Annotated in this window: 13 protein-coding genes; 3 read left to right on the top strand and 10 right to left on the bottom strand. The window is 46.9% G+C overall.

Going from position 1 to position 16,337, the window contains the following annotated elements:
* Positions 1–87: 87 nt before the first annotated feature.
* The 6 genes from DXD25_RS06895 to DXD25_RS06875 all read right to left on the bottom strand — a co-directional run bounded on the left by DXD25_RS06895 (position 88) and on the right by DXD25_RS06875 (position 6,806).
* A complete protein-coding gene (locus tag DXD25_RS06895; protein ID WP_117662470.1) occupies positions 88–1,443 on the bottom strand; it encodes a sodium-dependent transporter in 1,356 nt (451 codons plus the stop codon).
* 100 nt (positions 1,444–1,543) lie between these two features.
* Entirely contained in the window at positions 1,544–2,905 is a 1,362-nt protein-coding gene (locus DXD25_RS06890) for a sodium-dependent transporter (protein ID WP_117662468.1), read from the bottom strand.
* Between the two features lie 202 nt (positions 2,906–3,107).
* Entirely contained in the window at positions 3,108–3,593 is a 486-nt protein-coding gene (locus DXD25_RS06885) for a CYTH domain-containing protein (protein ID WP_117662466.1), read from the bottom strand.
* 47 nt (positions 3,594–3,640) lie between these two features.
* Positions 3,641–3,790: a hypothetical protein gene (locus DXD25_RS16940; RefSeq protein ID WP_187360447.1), complete on the bottom strand. Its 150-nt coding sequence runs from the start codon at positions 3,788–3,790 to the stop codon at positions 3,641–3,643.
* A 29-nt stretch (positions 3,791–3,819) separates the two neighbouring features.
* Entirely contained in the window at positions 3,820–4,944 is a 1,125-nt protein-coding gene (prfB, locus tag DXD25_RS06880; RefSeq protein ID WP_117662464.1) for a peptide chain release factor 2, read from the bottom strand.
* Positions 4,945–4,997: 53 nt separating this feature from the next.
* On the bottom strand, positions 4,998–6,806 hold the full coding sequence (locus DXD25_RS06875; RefSeq protein ID WP_117662462.1) for a long-chain fatty acid--CoA ligase: 1,809 nt from the start codon (positions 6,804–6,806) through the stop codon (positions 4,998–5,000).
* Between the two features lie 130 nt (positions 6,807–6,936).
* On the opposite strand from DXD25_RS06875, the gene DXD25_RS06870 reads away from it, so the two are divergent.
* Entirely contained in the window at positions 6,937–8,001 is a 1,065-nt protein-coding gene (locus DXD25_RS06870; RefSeq protein ID WP_117662461.1) for a M20 family metallo-hydrolase, read from the top strand.
* A 50-nt stretch (positions 8,002–8,051) separates the two neighbouring features.
* Here DXD25_RS06870 and DXD25_RS06865 read toward each other — a convergent pair whose 3' ends face one another.
* From DXD25_RS06865 to dut, 4 genes are read right to left on the bottom strand one after another with little or no spacing between them, the layout of a single operon-like run.
* Positions 8,052–9,800 (bottom strand): murein hydrolase activator EnvC, encoded by a 1,749-nt coding sequence (locus DXD25_RS06865; protein ID WP_117662459.1) that lies wholly within the window; start codon positions 9,798–9,800, stop codon positions 8,052–8,054.
* Between the two features lie 41 nt (positions 9,801–9,841).
* Entirely contained in the window at positions 9,842–10,738 is an 897-nt protein-coding gene (locus DXD25_RS06860; RefSeq protein WP_117662514.1) for a DUF4292 domain-containing protein, read from the bottom strand.
* 5 nt (positions 10,739–10,743) lie between these two features.
* A complete protein-coding gene (locus tag DXD25_RS06855) occupies positions 10,744–12,630 on the bottom strand; it encodes a tetratricopeptide repeat protein (protein WP_367379915.1) in 1,887 nt (628 codons plus the stop codon).
* 28 nt (positions 12,631–12,658) lie between these two features.
* Positions 12,659–13,096, bottom strand: a complete 438-nt coding sequence (dut, locus tag DXD25_RS06850) for a dUTP diphosphatase (protein WP_117662456.1) — start codon at positions 13,094–13,096, stop codon at positions 12,659–12,661.
* 158 nt (positions 13,097–13,254) lie between these two features.
* Here dut and DXD25_RS06845 point away from each other — a divergent pair, with 158 nt between their 5' ends.
* On the top strand, positions 13,255–14,592 hold the full coding sequence (locus tag DXD25_RS06845) for a deoxyguanosinetriphosphate triphosphohydrolase (protein WP_117662454.1): 1,338 nt from the start codon (positions 13,255–13,257) through the stop codon (positions 14,590–14,592).
* An 859-nt stretch (positions 14,593–15,451) separates the two neighbouring features.
* Positions 15,452–16,078, top strand: coding sequence for a Type 1 glutamine amidotransferase-like domain-containing protein (locus tag DXD25_RS06835; RefSeq protein WP_106812198.1), 627 nt, complete (start codon positions 15,452–15,454; stop codon positions 16,076–16,078).
* Positions 16,079–16,337 lie beyond the last annotated feature (259 nt).

The following is a 16,337-nucleotide window of genomic DNA, read 5'->3' as shown; positions in this document are numbered from 1 at the left end:
AGACCTGCATATAAAAAGTAAGGGCAAAAGCATCGTACCCTATTGGCGTATGGTGCTTTTGCCCTTACAAGACTATATGATGAGGAACTAGATGATTCCAAACTGATGCAGGAAGATCAGGAAGATGCAGATAGGACAGATGAATCGGATGGTAAAGAGGAAGACAGGAAAAAGCTTTCCACTTACCGTATTCCAGTTGGTGAATTCATCACGTACAATCTTCTTTGGTACATACCAGCCCAGGAACAGGCAGGTGATGAACGAAGACAACGGCATCAGAAACTGCGCCGTCAAATTATCACAATTGGAGAGAAAATCCTTACCGAAGAAGCCCAATCCCTCTACCGCTCCCTGAGAAAGAGAACAGAATACTGCGATAACACCACAGACTATCGTCTCAACCCAGGCTCCCTTCGCACGACTTACCTTGCCCTCTTCATAAATAAAGGCGGTACCAATCTCGTGCATCGAGATGGTAGAGGTAAGAGCAGCCAGCACCAACAAGCCATAGAACAATACAGAGATGATGTAACTAACCACCGGCATATTGCCAAAAGCCTGCTGGAAAACATTAGGCAGGGTGATGAAGATAAGCGACGGACCACTATCCGGCTGAACTCCCACGGAAAAAGCAGCAGGGAAGATCATCAATCCTGCCAATACGGCGATGAGCGTATCAATGGTTACAATCTGAGTGGCTGATTTCAAGAGATTCGTCTGTCGGTTGAAGTAAGAAGCGTAGGTGCAAAGACAAGCTGTACCCATACTCAGCGAGAAGAAAGCCTGTCCCAAAGCCTCAAGCAGCACATTCTCATCTACCTTGCTGAAATCCGGTTTCAGCAGAAACTCCACTCCCTTCATCGCTCCAGGCAATGAGCAGGAAGCAATCACGATGATCACCAGCAGGATGAAAAGCAGCGGCATCAATATCTTGGATGCCTTTTCGATACCATTACGCACACCGCGAACCACCACCATGTGGGTGAGCAGGATAAAGCCTAAAGCCCATAATACAGGACGAATCGGATCGGATGCGAAGGTCTGGAAATAGCTTTTAACATACTCCGGATCACCATGCACGCCACCAATAATGCTGGCATAAAGATACTGCAAGCACCAGCCTGCCACTACGGAATAAAATCCGAAGATAATCATGGAAGTGATGATGCCCATCAATCCCAAGGCACCCCACGCCTTGTGCTTACCCAGATTGGTATAAGCACGGGCTGCATTGGATGCAGAATGACGACCGATGATAAATTCGCTCAGCATACCCGGCAAACCCAGCAGAATGATGCAGACTAAATAAATCAGGATGAAGGCTGCGCCACCATTCTGACCAGTCATATATGGGAAACGCCAAATGTTTCCCAATCCTACAGCAGATCCCGCCGTGGCGAGAATAATGCCTAACTTGCTTCCGAAATTTCCTCTTGTTTCCATTATGTTAATGTTAAATGTGTAGGATCTATGTTTATTGAAGAACTACACCTTATTATATATACCTTAATATTATATATACCTTACGTCCAAACTCCGATTATCACAAAACTCCAAACTGGTTTAAGAACACCAGCAAGATGAGGATTGGGCACACGAACTTAATCAGGAAGAAATAGATGCCAAAGAGGCGACCCTTCAAGGTTCCCCAGTTGGTAAACTCATCCTTTAAAATCTTCTTTGGTACATACCATCCCAGGAACAGACAGGTAAGCAAGCCTCCCATTGGAAGGAAAATCTGTCCGGTGATGAAATCAAACCAATCGAAAAGCGTCTTGCCCAACCAGGAAAGCTTATCGGTAGCTCCCAATGAGAACGAACAGAATGCACCAATGATGGCACAGGAGATGGTTACAATCCAAGCACCCTTCTTACGGTCGATCTTCAACTCCTCGTAGAAGAACGAAGTATTCACCTCGTGCAGCGACATCAGAGAGGTCAATGCTGCCACTGACAGAAGTACATAGAACAGCAGGGAGATAATCCATCCCAATACAGGAAGTGCCGCAAACGCCTTGTTGAAGACATTAGGCAAAGTGATGAAGATGAGTGACGGACCACTATCCGGCGAAATACCAACAGAAAAGGCTGCAGGGAAAATCATCAGACCCGCCAATACAGCAACCATCAAGTCAATGACAGAAATCTGCAATGCCGACTTAAAGAGATTGGTCTGGCGACTGAAATAAGATGCATAGGTACAGATGCAGCCCATACCGATACTCATGGAATAGAACGACTGTCCCAAAGCATTGAGGAACACATTGCGATCTACCTTTCCGAAATCAGGCTTGAGCAGGAACTCGACACCCTTGCCCGCATCAGGCAACAGGCAGGAAGCCACAACGATGATGAGCAGCAGGATGAAAAGCAGCGGCATCATCACCTTGGATGCCTTTTCGATACCGCCACGAACACCATGGATAATCACGAAATGACAAATCAGGAAAATAACCACCGTCCACAATACAGGACGGAACGGATCGGCAGCAAACTGCTGGAAATACTGAGTCACATAATTGGCATCACCATGCAGTTCGCCTATGATGCTGGCATACACATACTGAAGGCACCAACCCGAAACCACGGCATAGTAACCCGTAATCAGGAAACCCGTGAGCACTCCCAGAAATCCCACCCACTTCCAGGCTGTGCCATTGGCAAGCTTGGCGTAGGCGCGAGCTGTATTGGAAGCACCATGGCGACCGATGATAAACTCCGAAATCATACAAGGGATGCCGAGCAAAAGCACGCATCCGATGTACACCAAGATAAAGGCTGCGCCACCTTCCTGACCAGCCATATAAGGGAAGCGCCATACGTTACCCAAACCTACGGCACCACCAGCGGTAGCAAGAATCATTCCCAACTTACTACCAAAACTACCTCTATTTGAATCTGCCATTTCCTTTACTTTCTCCTTATTTTTACTATATTATTTCTTTTTAAAACTTAGATTCTCCTTTATTATTTCACATCAAACCTACAGCGCCATTATAACATTCTTAACGCTTCAGTTCTTTGATGCTGCAAAATTATAAAAAATAATCCAAATAAGCGTATAAATCGAAAGTAAATTATGCAAAATCTTAAATAATTATACAATTTTATAGCGAATCACGCCATTTATAGAATGGATTTGTCAAAAGATGCGAATTATAGAAGCGTTTGTCGCCTGTTACTTCGCGATCGATGAAATCCGGTTTCTCGTAAGCTTCGGTCTCGCTTTCCAGCTCTACCTCCGCCATCACCAGGCCTTCGTTGTCACCATAAAACTCATCCACCTCGAAGATATGACTGCCACTTTTCACGAGATAGCGGCGCTTATCAATCACGCCTCCCTGACAAAGTTGCAGGAGATGCTGCGCCTCGTCCATGGTAATCTCCTTCTCAAACTCATAGCGGGTCATTCCGCCATTCACCGACTTCCCCTTGATGGTAAGGTAAGCCTTGTCGTCTCGGGTGCGAACACGCACCGTAGCCCCTTCAGCCGGAATATATCCCTGCTGGATATGACTACTAGAAAAGGCGGCGCTTTTGTAAGCGTCGCCCTTCTTGACGAGGAATTTTCTTTCTATTTCCAATCCACTCATTTCTCACTCATTTTATGCAATAGAAGCTTATTATGCGATAGAAGCTATTATGCAATCGAAGCTGCATAGATGGCAAAGAGAGCACCCAGTACTATCAAAGAGATGAAAATCCACTTTACTACTTTCTCGCCCTTGGCAGCCTGCTTCTTCTGATAAGCCTCATGCTTGGCTCTTCTTAAATCTTTATTTCCACTCATAGTTATCTTATTTTTAGGTTGTTATAATTCTATTGTTCGTCATCGGTAGTTGGGAACTCCATCAGGTATGCCTTGATGAAATCATCTATCTTGCCGTCCATCACGCCATCCACATCAGAGGTCTGATAGTTGGTACGATGGTCTTTCACCCGACGGTCGTCGAAGACATAGCTTCTAATCTGGCTTCCCCACTCTATCTTCTTTTTGCCAGCCTCAATCTTCGCCTTGGCTTCGAGGCGCTTCTTCATGGCGCGGTCGTAGAGTTGACTCTTCAAGAGCAACAATGCCTTGGCACGGTTCTTCGGTTGGTCGCGGGTCTCGGTGTTCTCGATGAGGATTTCTTCCTCCTCGCCCGTATCAGGATCTGTGTACCAATAACGCAGACGGACACCCGACTCCACCTTATTTACATTCTGACCACCGGCACCACTCGAACGGAAAGTATCCCAGGAAAGCTTGGCAGGATCTACATACACCTCGATGGTATCATCCACCAGCGGAGTAACGAAGACACTGGCAAAACTGGTCATACGCTTGCCCTGAGCATTGAAAGGAGATACACGCACCAGACGATGCACACCATTCTCGCTCTTCAGATAACCATAGGCGAACTCGCCGCCCTCGATGGTCATCGTCACGCTCTTGATACCAGCCTCATCGCCTTCCTGCATATCGGTGATGGTTACCTTGTAGCCATGAGCTTCAGCCCAGCGCATATACATACGCATCAGCATCTGAGCCCAATCCTGACTTTCCGTACCACCGGCACCGGAATTGATCTTGAGCACGCAGTCCATCGGATCTTCCTTCTGGCGAAGCATGTTCTTCAACTCCAGGTCTTCGATGGCCTTGATAGCCTTGCCGTAATCGGCATCCACCTCTTCCTCGGTCACCATTTCGTCTTTATAGAAATCGAAGGCGAGCTTCAATTCATCGGCATAAAGGCGCACGGTCTTATAGCCATCGAGCCATTTCTGGATGCTCTTCACCTTCTTCATCTGCTCCTGCGCATATTTTGGGTCTTCCCAAAAGTCAGGAGCCTGGGTGCGGAGCTGCTCCTCCTCGAATTCTACTTTCTTCTGGTCGATATTGAGATAATGATGGAGAGCATCGGCTCTGTCCATCACATCTTTCAACTGGTCGGCTGTAATCATTAACTCTTAACTTTGAATTTTGAACTTTGAACTTTGAACTTTGAACTTTATGATTACTCCTCATACATCTTGTCAATCTCCGCCTTATAGTTCTTGTTGATGATAGGACGGCGAATCTTCAATGTATTGGTCAACTCTCCCGACTCCATAGAGAAATGGTGAGCCAGAAGGGTGATACGCTTGATCTGCTCATAATAAGCCAGGTGCTGCTGAAGAATCTGGATGCGATCCATCAACATCTTCTGCACCTTCTCGTTGGCACACAGGTCCTCACGGCAGGCGAAGGCGATGTGATGCTCACGAGCCCAATCCTCTACGAGACGGAACTCAGGTACAACGAGGGCTGAAACGAACTTGCGCTGGTCGGCGATGACTGCCACCTGATCGATGAACTTATCCACCAGGAGCAAAGACTCCACCTGCTGCGGAGCGATATATTTACCATTCGAAGTCTTGAACAAATCCTTGATACGCTCGGTGAGGTAAAGCTCACCATCCTTCATATAGCCGGCATCACCGGTATGGAAGAATCCATCCTTATCGAAAGCCTTGGCATTGGTGGTATCACGATGGTAATAGCCCGGAGTGATGGTAGGACCTTTGAGGAGCACCTCGTTATCCTCACCGATCTTGACCTGGATGCAGGAGATAGGACGACCCACCGAACCCAGGCTGTGCTTCTTGTCGAGATGATCACAAGATACGGTGGCAAGACTCTCTGTCAAGCCATAACCCACCACCATATTGATACCGATGGCATGTACGAACTCCTCCACCTCAGGACTTACGTAAGCGCCTGCCGTAGGGAAGATATTAGGATTATCCAAGCCCAACTGCTTGCGCACGATGCTCAGGATAGTCTTGTTGACAATCTTATATTCCAGCTCCAAAGCCAAAGGAGGGCGCTTGCAGTTGGCTATATACTCGATATTGCGCTTCCTACCCACTGCCAGAGCATGGTAGAAGAGCTTCTTCTTGACAGGACCTGCATCATCCATCTTAGCCTTCACGGCGATATACACCTTCTCCCAGAAACGAGGCACACTGCACATACAGGTAGGGCGCATCTCGCGCATACTCTCCTGAATCTCCTGTGGATAGGTATTGATGATGAGCTGGGCACCCTCACTCAAGCAGAGATAAGACCAGGCACGCTCAAAGATATGGGTGAATGGAAGGAAATCGATGACTCGATCCTTGTCGGTAACAGGCACACACTCATTGTTGGCCTTCAATGCAGCTGCATACTGACTATAGGTCAGCATTACGCCCTTGCTGTCACCGGTAGTTCCACTGGTATAAAGGATATCAGCCAAATCATCCATATTTGCCTGCTTGTAGAGTTCCTCCACTTCGGTCTGACGAGGAAGATTCTCACCCAACTTCAGGAAGTCCTTGAAATAGAGCGCAGCTGGGTCGTGTGTACTGATGCGCACGCTGGAATCGAAGATGATGATGCGTTCCAGGGATGGGCAGAGGGCAAAGATACGATGTGCCTTGTCATACTGCTCCTGTTCGCCAACGAAGAGAAAGCGAATCTGGGCATCATTGATCATATATTGAATCTGCTGCTCACTACTGTTGGCATAGAAAGGTACTGCAGTAACCCTGATACCGTATGCACCGAAATCGGTGTACAGATAATGCACACAGTTCTGCGAGAAGACAGCTATTTTGTCTTGTGGTTTAGCCCCAAGATTAAGAAGGGCATTGCTCACTTGTTTCACTCTTAGGGAAAACTGATTGAATGAAACCGTTTGCCACTGGTCACTACCAAACTTCCTGAAGGTAAGCGCAGGCTTATCTCCCCACTTCTTAGCAAGGTCATGAACCAGAACCGAAAGATGACTATTAATTTGCATAAGCTTAGTATTATAATATTGGTGCAAAGATAATAGAATTTGTTAAGAACACAAAATAAAATGTTGGTTTTTCCACTTTATATGCTCTTTTTTTCGTAACTTTGTCCCCAAAACATTAAAAAGAGAGATTATGATGACACAGGAACAATATGTTAGCGATGCGGTGCTACTGCTCAAAAAGCTGATTGCCACTCCATCGGTAAGCCGCAACGAAAAAGATGCTGCCGACATTATGGAGCAGACCATCCGCAGCTATGGTTTCGAACCGCAGCGCGAGGCAAACAACCTCTGGATTATCGACCCTCACTACGATGAGAGCCGTCCTACCTTGCTGCTCAATGCCCATATCGACACCGTGAAGCCCGTGACTTCGTGGAGTCGCGATCCTTTTTCTCCAGATGTAGAAGACGGCGTGCTTTATGGACTGGGTAGTAACGACTGCGGTGGCGGATTGTGTTCCCTTCTCCAGATTTTCCGAATGCTGACGGAGAAGCCGCAGAGCTACAACCTGATTTATCTGGCTTCCGCCGAAGAAGAGGTTTCGGGAAAGGATGGCATCACACGTGCCCTACCCTTGCTTCCACACATCGATCTTGCCATTGTGGGAGAACCTACAAGCATGAATCCTGCCGTAGCAGAAAAGGGACTGATGGTGCTGGATGTGATTGCTCATGGCAAAAGTGGTCATGCGGCTAGAAACGAAGGAGTGAATGCGATCTATGAGGCGCTGGATGATATGCGTTGGATTCGTGATTACAAATTCGAGAAGGTAAGCGAATTTCTGGGTCCTACCAAGATGACGCTCACCGTAGTGAATGCCGGAACCCAGCATAATGTGATTCCGGATAAGTGCACGATGCTTGTGGATATCCGAACCAACGAGTTTTACGACAACGAGGAGGTTTACGAGCTTATCCGCCAGCACCTCAAGAGCGAGGTAAAGGCACACAGTTTCCGCCTGAAGTCATCACGTATCGACCCGGAACATCCTCTTATCAGGAAATGTGTAGCTATGGGTATGAAGCCATTCGGAAGTCCTACCCTCAGCGATCAGGCATTGATGCATTTTCCATCCTTCAAGCTGGGGCCGGGCGAATCTTCCCGCTCCCATTCTGCCAACGAGTTTATCCGCATCAGCGAAATACGCGATGCCATTGCTAAATACGAAACCCTCTTAGATGGCGCTGCCATCTAAGAGGGTTTCCTCTATCTGTCTATACAGTTAACCTTGATAACTCCTGTATTTTATCTTCCCAGCCAAGCCTCCGGATTGAGTTTTGCCGTTTCCTTGCGAAGCTGGAACTGGAGGATGTTATCAGAGCCTACACTACCCAAAGCCTGACGGGTACTAACCTTCTGACCCTTATGTACGCTGACCGATTTCAGGTTGCAATATACCGAGATGTAGGCACCATGGCGAACCAGGACATTCCACATACCACCATATCCGAAGACGGCACTCACCTCACCATCGTAGATGCTGCGAGCCACACAACCCGGCTTACCCTGGATATTGATACCCTTGTTGTCGAGGGTAACACCCTTCAATCCCTGAACATTATACTGTCCGAAATGGCTCACGATGCGATAACCGCCGCTAATAGGCATAGGCAATCTGCCACGGTTTGCCTCGAATCCACCACTCAACATTCTATCTACCGAACTCAAGGTAGCCGCTTCCTGCGCCTCCTTCTTGGCAGCAGCAATCTCACGGGCCTGACGCTCCTCATCCGCCTTGGCTTTCAGCTCAGCAGCCTTGCGGTCAGCTTCCGCCTTCTTAGCCGCCTGTTCGGCAGCAGCTTCACGAGCCGCCTGTTCTGCGGCAGCACGCTGAGCAGCTTCGGCAGCAGCACGGGCCTTAGCCTGCGCCTTTGCTTTAGCCTTCGCCTCAGCCTGGGCAGCAGCTTCTTCCTGCGCCTTTCTAGCAGCCTCGGCAGCAGCACGAGCCTCCTCGGCAGCCTTTCTTCTTGCAGCCTCTGCAGCTGCCTCACGAGCCTTAGCCTCAGCAATACGACGGGCATTCTCCCTTGCAGCAGCCTCTGCAGCTGCTTTCTTACGCGCCAGTTCCTCTGCACGCTTCTTGGCAGCAGCGGCTGCAGCTGCCTTGCGCTTAGCCTCGGCAGCAGCACGGGCACGAGCCTTGGCTACTTCCTGCTGAATCAAGCGGTCGATCTGAGCATTGATGGCTGCATCCTTCTGGCGCTGGTCGGCGATGACAGCCTGAATGGTCTTCTGCTGCTTCTGCAGTCCGTGTACCATCTCCTGCTGCTGGGTCTGCTTGCCTTCGAGCACGGTCTTCTCCTGCTTGCCCTTATATAATAAGGTATTCTTATGTCCCTTTACATTCTGCAACTGCTTGTGCTTATCGTTCACCTGCTGCTGCTTAGCCTTTACAGCCTCGCCCTGCACCTTCTGGTAAGAAGAGTACTGGCGGATGAACGAGAGACGGCGGTACATCTGGGTCAGGTTCTTGGCACTGAAGATAAACATCAGCTTGTCCTGCACCGTATGATGCCGGCTCATATATCGCATAGAACGGATATACTTGTTCTTTCTATCCTGCAACTGCTGCTGAAGGGTCTTCAACTGCGCCTGCAGGATACCGATGTTTCCATTAATATGATGAATATCCTTCTCGATACCTTCAATCTTCTTCTGACTCTGGTCTATTTCGCCATTCAGCGCCATCAGGTCTTCCAGGCGCTTTTTCACGTCAGCCTTGTTCTTGCGCAAAGCCTGCTCCTGCTCCCTGATTCTTCGCTGGATATCGGCACGCTGCCCCTGCAATCCTCTGATAGAAGCATTGCTATAGGTAGCAGCACGGCGTTCTGCCTTGGTAGGTGCCTTGGCACGGCGAGCCGCCGGTTTTCTTTGAGCCTGATGCTTACGATTGGCAACAGCGGTTTTCTTCACCGGCTTCTTATGCACCGTTTTCTGCGCATAGGGAGCAAGCGAGAACATGATTGCCAATAGGAAAAATATAATTCGCTTCATTATTCAATACATGATTTCATTGTTTTCTTTCGCGACAAACACTACATATTCATCAGTTTGCCGAGTACATCCTCTGGAGCCACCTTCTTGTACTTGTCAGACACTTCGGTCTGTGCCTCCCATTTACTGTCGGTCTTCACGCTCTTCATATCGATGTTGATCTTCACTACCTGAGGTTTGTTGTTCACCATGGCAGAGAGCGTAAGATTCTGGGTAGCCGGGAACATCTTCACACCCACGCTCTTGAAATTGCTATATTTCAGATTGAGCTTGGCTGCGCTGATGCTTCTGTCCTGATACACCACATTGGCCTCGGTGATTCTGCCCGAATTACGGTTGGCAGTCCAGGTATAGTTCAGTTTGCCATATTGCAGAGCCACAGGTACATTCTCACCCACAGCATCCAGATTGGCAGAGAACTTCTTCAGGTCTGCATCTGTCACCTTCTTGGTTCCAGGCACGAGCAACTGGTTCCAGAAGAGCGCCTGGAGAGAATAGAAGTTCACACCCTGCTTCTTCAGGAAATCCACCTGGGTATAATCTGCCTTGATGTATTCCTTGTGAAGGCGGTCGATGATCAGCACATAGTTAGGGGTGAATTCCAGTCTTCCCACTTCTGTACCCAGGATAGGGATGAAGAGCTGGATGCGGATTACCTCATCCTTGCGCATACTCAACTTGCCCGGCACGGTGATGTCCTTATCTGCTGCCTGCAGATTGAAATTCATATTGCCCACAATATTATTGGTATAAACCTGATTATCTGATACTTTCTGAACGAAAGCCAGATTCCTGAGCGCAGCCGACTGCTCCGCCTTTGTCTCGGTCTTCTTATCATTGGCATTCACCTTTCCAGCTCCTTCCATCTTCTTGGTAGTGCCGCAGGAAGCCATCAGCAGGAGTGCCGCAGCAGCTACTGCCATATTCATCTTCTTCATATTCATTACTTCTTTTTACCTTTCTTATTCTTTTTACCCGCAGACTTGCCTGCCACTTTCGATTTCTTGAGCTCAGCAGCTGCAGGGTTCTTCTTTCGTTGGAATTCTTCCTCGGAAATATATTGCTTATTTTCTATCTTCCATTTCAGGATCTCGGTCTGATGGTCGTCATCCAAGGCCTGCTTCCAATAGCCGACAGCCTCATTCACCATACCGTTCATGGCGTAAATATCGCCGGCATGCTCCAATACCGTACTGTTATTCTCGGTAGAATCACGGTTCTTGAGAGCCGCATCGATGTAGGTCTTGGCATCTACATAACGCTCTTCCATAAACAGAATCCAGGCGTAGGTATCAAGATAGGTACCGTTGTTCGGTTCCAGTTTGATGGTCTTGTAGCTCATAGCCTCAGCCTTGTGCAGGTCCTTGCCTTCCTCGCTCAGATAGTAGGCGTAGTTGTTGAGCGCCATTACGTTGTCGGCTTTCCACTGCAGGCAGGAATCATAGGCAGCAAAGGCTGCATCCTTCTGATTCTTCTGATGCAGGATGTCGCCCATCACGGCATAGAGATCAGAGACCAGGTCGTTGGCAGAGAGTTTATTCACCTGAGCCACACCCAGCCGGAACTCATTGAGCGCCGCATCTTCGTCCTTATTCTGATAGTAAGCCATACCTCCGAAATAATAGAAGATCATCTCTTCCGGATTGTATTCGTGGGCAGCCTTCGCCTGCTCGATCACCTCATAATATTTCTTCTGATTCCAGAGCAGCTGAATGGTCTGGATGCGCGCATTGGCATTGTCTGGAGCGATATCAAGCACCTTTTTGAAGGCTGAAATCACAGAGTCGGTCGGCATCTTCTTCAGACTCATATAGGCGGCACGCACCTCGGCTATTTCTGAAGACGGCTGTGGCACATTGAGCACCTTATCGAAGAGGGCGATGACCTTGGTAGAGTCGCCGCCTTCGGTTTCATTGTTCTGGATGAAGGAACGGAACATCATGATCTTGGTCTGGGTATCCGTCTTCTGACTCATCAGAATCTTATCGAGCATGCCATTCGCCAGATCCGCCTGCTTGGTAGCATTGTAATAATCATAGAGCGACATCTGGGCGTAGGAATTATCCGGCTCTTCCTTCAGCACATCAGTGAAGTACTTGAACGCTTCCTTCTGACCATCGTGCTGCATCAGCCAGTTGCCCAGCATGGTTTTATACTGCATATCCAGAGGATGCTGTTCTACAAGCGACTTCAGTTCGTTATAGGCAGCCTTCTTGTCATCCATCATCTCATGGATACGCATCTTGGTGAGTGTAAACTGCTCGCTCTCACCTTCTTCGGTCTCCAGACGGCTAACGGTATTGAGCATCATCTTGAAGTTCTTCTGCTGCTGATAGAGCTGCGCCAACACGCGGAGCACATCCGTATTGCTGTGATTCTTGGCATAGACAGCCTCGTAGGCATTGATGGCATCCTCGTATTTTCCCTTGCTGATATAGTATTGGGCGAGTCGCTCTGCAAAAATCAGGTTCTCAGGATCCTGCTCTATCGCCTTCTGCAATCGCAGAAGACCCAGCGAATCCTGCTTCATCTCGGTCAAATAGAGAGACAGATAATAATTTGCCGTTGCCGAGTTAGGATCGATGTTCCGGGCATGTTCGTAGAGATCGAAGGCGGCAGTATAGCTGCCAGCTGCATGCTGGCGAGCCGCCTCGGTCAAGAAGTATTCATATCGCTTACGATTGTTTGGAGAAAGCGAATCCACCCTTACAGTCTGCTGTTGCTGTCCGACAGGCTGCATCTTCTTTTTTCGGGCGAGCGAAGGCAAGGCTATGGCGCCGATGAGCACCACAGTCACCCAGACTCCCATATTTCTTAAATCTATCTTCACGATCAAATCTTATCTAAAAATCCTTATCTTATTTTACGCCGGTATGACCATAACCACCTGCACCACGCTCAGTTTCATCCAGCTCCTCCACCTCGATGAAGTCGCACTGTTCGTGCTTGGCAAGCACCATTTGTGCGATGCGCTCGCCATCATTGACAACGAAGTCTTGCTGTGAGAAGTTGATGAGCAGCACCATGATCTCGCCACGGTAATCGGCATCGATGGTACCCGGAGTATTGAGCACGGTGATGCCATGCTTCAGGGCGAGACCGCTGCGAGGACGGATCTGTGCCTCATAACCAGCCGGCAATGCCATGAAAAGCCCCGTAGGAACGAGTCGGCGCTCCATAGGATGAAGCACGATAGCCTCTTCGATGTTTGCACGCAAATCCATGCCCGCACTCTGAGGTGTGGCAAACGCAGGGAGAGGCTGATGCCCCTTATTGATAATCTGTACTTTCAGCATAATTTTCTATTTTTCTGCAAAAATACTGCTTTTTAACCGAATAATAGCATTTTAGACGTGAAAATGATATAATTTATCCTTTTTTATTTTGATTTATCCTAACTTTCGTGTATTTTTGCACAATAGACAACATAAAAGACTCATAATACAGAAAGAATATGGAATGGACCCAACTCATATCTAACAAGCGATTCGGACAGGAGCATAAGCACGCCGAGCGCCACGATGACCGCTCGGAGTTCAAGCGCGATTACGACCGTCTGATCTTCTCTTCGGCTTTCCGCCGATTGCAGAACAAGACGCAGGTATTTCCGCTGCCGGGCAGCATCTTCGTACACAACCGTCTCACTCACAGCCTGGAAGTGGCAAGTGTGGGTATGTCGCTGGGCAACGATATCTCCCGCCACATCATCCAGAAGCGCCCGGAGCTGAAGGATACACTCTTCGAGGAAATCGGAACCATCGTGAGTGCAGCCTGCCTGGCGCATGATCTGGGCAATCCTCCCTTCGGTCATTCCGGCGAAAAAGCTATCCAGACTTTCTTCAGCGAGGGTGCCGGACAGGGATTGAAAGATGAAGTTTCTGCCGAGTTCTGGGACGACATCACCCATTTCGAGGGTAATGCCAACGGCTTCAGAATCCTGACGCATCAGTTTAAAGGTCGCCGCCAGGGTGGTTTCGTGATGACCTATCCCATGCTTGCTGCCATCGTGAAATATCCTTTTGCCAGCAGTTTGGCAGGGAAGCACGGAAAGTTTGGATTTTTTACTTCCGAAGCAGAATCTTACCAGAAGGTTGCTGAGGAGTTGGGAATCCTGAGAAAATCGAAACCGGGAGAGCCTCTGGAATATGTCCGCCACCCGCTGGTGTATATGGTAGAAGCAGCTGATGATATCTGTTATGAGATTATGGACATCGAAGACTCCCACAAGCTCAAGATCTTATCCTTCGAGGAGACAGCAAACTTACTGCTGGGATTCTTTGACGAGGAAACCCAACAGAAGATTCGCCAGCGAATCCTGGATGAGGGATTGACCGATGAAAACGAACAGGTAGTGTACATGCGTGCCTGCGTAATCGGAAAGCTTGAGAACGAATGCGTCAATGTTTTTCTGAATCACGAAGAGGAGATTCTTGGCGGCACTTTCGAGGGATGTCTCATCGAACATATCGCCGAACATCAGCGCCAAGCCTATCAGAAATGTACGCAGGTTTCCCGCAAGAAAATCTATGCCAGCAAACCGGTTCTCGACATCGAACTTTCGGGTTATAAGATCATGGCTACGCTGATGGAGGTCTTCATCGATGCCGCCGTGAATCCATCCCGCTTCTACTCCAAGCAACTCCTGAGAAGGGTAAGCAGCCAGTACGACATAGAGAACGAGCATCTGGAGGAGCGAATCATGGCGATATTGGATTATATCAGTGGCATGACGGATATCTATGCGCTCGACATCTATCAGAAAATCAACGGAATAAGTCTGCCGATAGTATAGAAACAAAGCAGGCATACGGGCTTTAGAGCGTAATGTTAATTGAAATAACTCGTTCTAAATTGGACTTTGATTGAAAATCAAAAAGTTGGGCGTTTGCCTATATTATATAGGTAACAATATGGAAACGAGCGGACTTCTGCTCGTTTCTGTATTTTGCAATATGCAAAGAACGCCTCAATTCGGGGACAAAGATACGATATTTTTCTAAATATCCAATGATTTACAAGAGGAATTTTATGGAAATTAGAACTTTTGCGTAAAATCTGATGCTTACCAACACAATATGCATCCAAAAACAAACAGCAGGTATTCGGATATAGTTTATCCGAATACCTGTTGCCATAACGTTTTATTGCTGACGATGATTCTGACATCGGCTTTCATGTACTGTTGCAATATTGGGGTATTTTGTCCCTGTGTGCTCACAGTGGCTGTAGCCATAAAATAGTTGCCATCTTCCCTATGTATGAGTTTGGCATTATGGCTTATGATGTTGCAGTTATAAGATGCATTGTCGTTGCCCTCGAAAGAAACATGAGCTGTCCTTGGCTCATCGAAAAGATGCAAATACTCAAAAAAATCTTAAAACATTCTTTATCCCCGATTAAATATCGTACCTTTGCAACCGAAAGAGTTCTTTGAATGGTTATGCAAATCACAGCAGGATGCTACATTCTGTATATTTCTAATTCGTAACCTCTTCTTTTTATAAGATAAAAACTTATCTCATTCTCAATTACTTATAAAAAATAAGTACTTTCGATGAAAAAACTCTTCAATATTTAGACTTACTGACATAGAGCTGTCATAGAAGACGCTATCTTTGTATCAAAAAGTATTCAACTTAATATTATAAAATATGAAAAGATTATTTTTATGCTCATCATTTGCTGATGTTGCTAATCTATTTGTCGATTGTGCCAAAGAAGATTTGCAAGGGAAAATTATAGCTTTTATACCAACTGCAAGCCTTACAGAACCAATACGATTCTATGTAAAAAAGGGGAAAAAGGCTTTAGAAGAAGCAGGAATGATTGTTGAAGAAGTCGAGATTACCCAACTGCCCAAAGAGGAAATATCTTCTATATTACATAAATGCGATTATATCTACATAACAGGTGGAAATACATTTTTCCTTTTGCAAGAGTTAAAAAGAAAAGGTGTTGATAAAATTATATCTAAACAAGTGAAATTGGGGAAACTGTATATTGGGGAATCTGCCGGAGCAATAATAGCCTCTCCCGATGCAGAATATATGAGAAGTGTGAATTTTGATCCAATAGAAAAGGCTCCTGAATTGAAAGACTGTACTTCTTTAGATTTGGTCGATTTTTATACGATTCCCCATTATGGAAATTTTCCATTCAAGAAAAAAGGAGAAAAGATAGTTCAACTATATAATGAGAAGTTGCAGCTTATTCCTATAAGTAATAAACAAGCTATTATTATTGAAGATTCAAATATTCAAATTAAAGATGCAAAATGAATAGAATAGACCGTATTTCTGCTATATTGATTCAGTTACAATCGCACTCGTTAGTGAAAGCACAGCAAATTTCAGAACGTTTTGTAGCATAGACGAGATGCCAAGAAAGCATATCAAAGCAGAATGCAGCAACAAGAACGGTTGGCAATTCGTTACCTCAAAATCGGACAATCCTCCCAATGTCCTTATTATAAAGGGATAAAGATTATATTCCAAAATTACACTAAATAAATGAGAGGGGAATGTATTAAGTTTATTT

The organism is Prevotella sp. TF12-30, from assembly GCF_003436715.1.
In the GTDB taxonomy this organism is placed as follows: Bacteria; Bacteroidota; Bacteroidia; order Bacteroidales; family Bacteroidaceae; genus Prevotella; species Prevotella copri_A.
Note: the sequence above shows the minus strand (reverse complement) of the source record. Positions and strands in the feature narration are given on the sequence as shown.

Excerpts from the sequence above, each read along its gene's own strand:
- DXD25_RS06895 (WP_117662470.1), bottom strand. The coding sequence starts at position 1,443 with ATGGAAACAAGAGGAAATTTCGGAAGCAAGTTAGGCATTATTCTCGCC.
- DXD25_RS06890 (WP_117662468.1), bottom strand. The coding sequence starts at position 2,905 with ATGGCAGATTCAAATAGAGGTAGTTTTGGTAGTAAGTTGGGAATGATT.
- DXD25_RS06885 (WP_117662466.1), bottom strand. The coding sequence starts at position 3,593 with ATGAGTGGATTGGAAATAGAAAGAAAATTCCTCGTCAAGAAGGGCGAC.
- DXD25_RS16940 (WP_187360447.1), bottom strand. The coding sequence starts at position 3,790 with ATGAGTGGAAATAAAGATTTAAGAAGAGCCAAGCATGAGGCTTATCAG.
- prfB (WP_117662464.1), bottom strand. The coding sequence starts at position 4,944 with ATGATTACAGCCGACCAGTTGAAAGATGTGATGGACAGAGCCGATGCT.
- DXD25_RS06875 (WP_117662462.1), bottom strand. The coding sequence starts at position 6,806 with ATGCAAATTAATAGTCATCTTTCGGTTCTGGTTCATGACCTTGCTAAG.
- DXD25_RS06870 (WP_117662461.1), top strand. The coding sequence starts at position 6,937 with ATGATGACACAGGAACAATATGTTAGCGATGCGGTGCTACTGCTCAAA.
- DXD25_RS06865 (WP_117662459.1), bottom strand. The coding sequence starts at position 9,800 with ATGAAGCGAATTATATTTTTCCTATTGGCAATCATGTTCTCGCTTGCT.
- DXD25_RS06860 (WP_117662514.1), bottom strand. The coding sequence starts at position 10,738 with ATGAAGAAGATGAATATGGCAGTAGCTGCTGCGGCACTCCTGCTGATG.
- dut (WP_117662456.1), bottom strand. The coding sequence starts at position 13,096 with ATGCTGAAAGTACAGATTATCAATAAGGGGCATCAGCCTCTCCCTGCG.
- DXD25_RS06845 (WP_117662454.1), top strand. The coding sequence starts at position 13,255 with ATGGAATGGACCCAACTCATATCTAACAAGCGATTCGGACAGGAGCAT.
- DXD25_RS06835 (WP_106812198.1), top strand. The coding sequence starts at position 15,452 with ATGAAAAGATTATTTTTATGCTCATCATTTGCTGATGTTGCTAATCTA.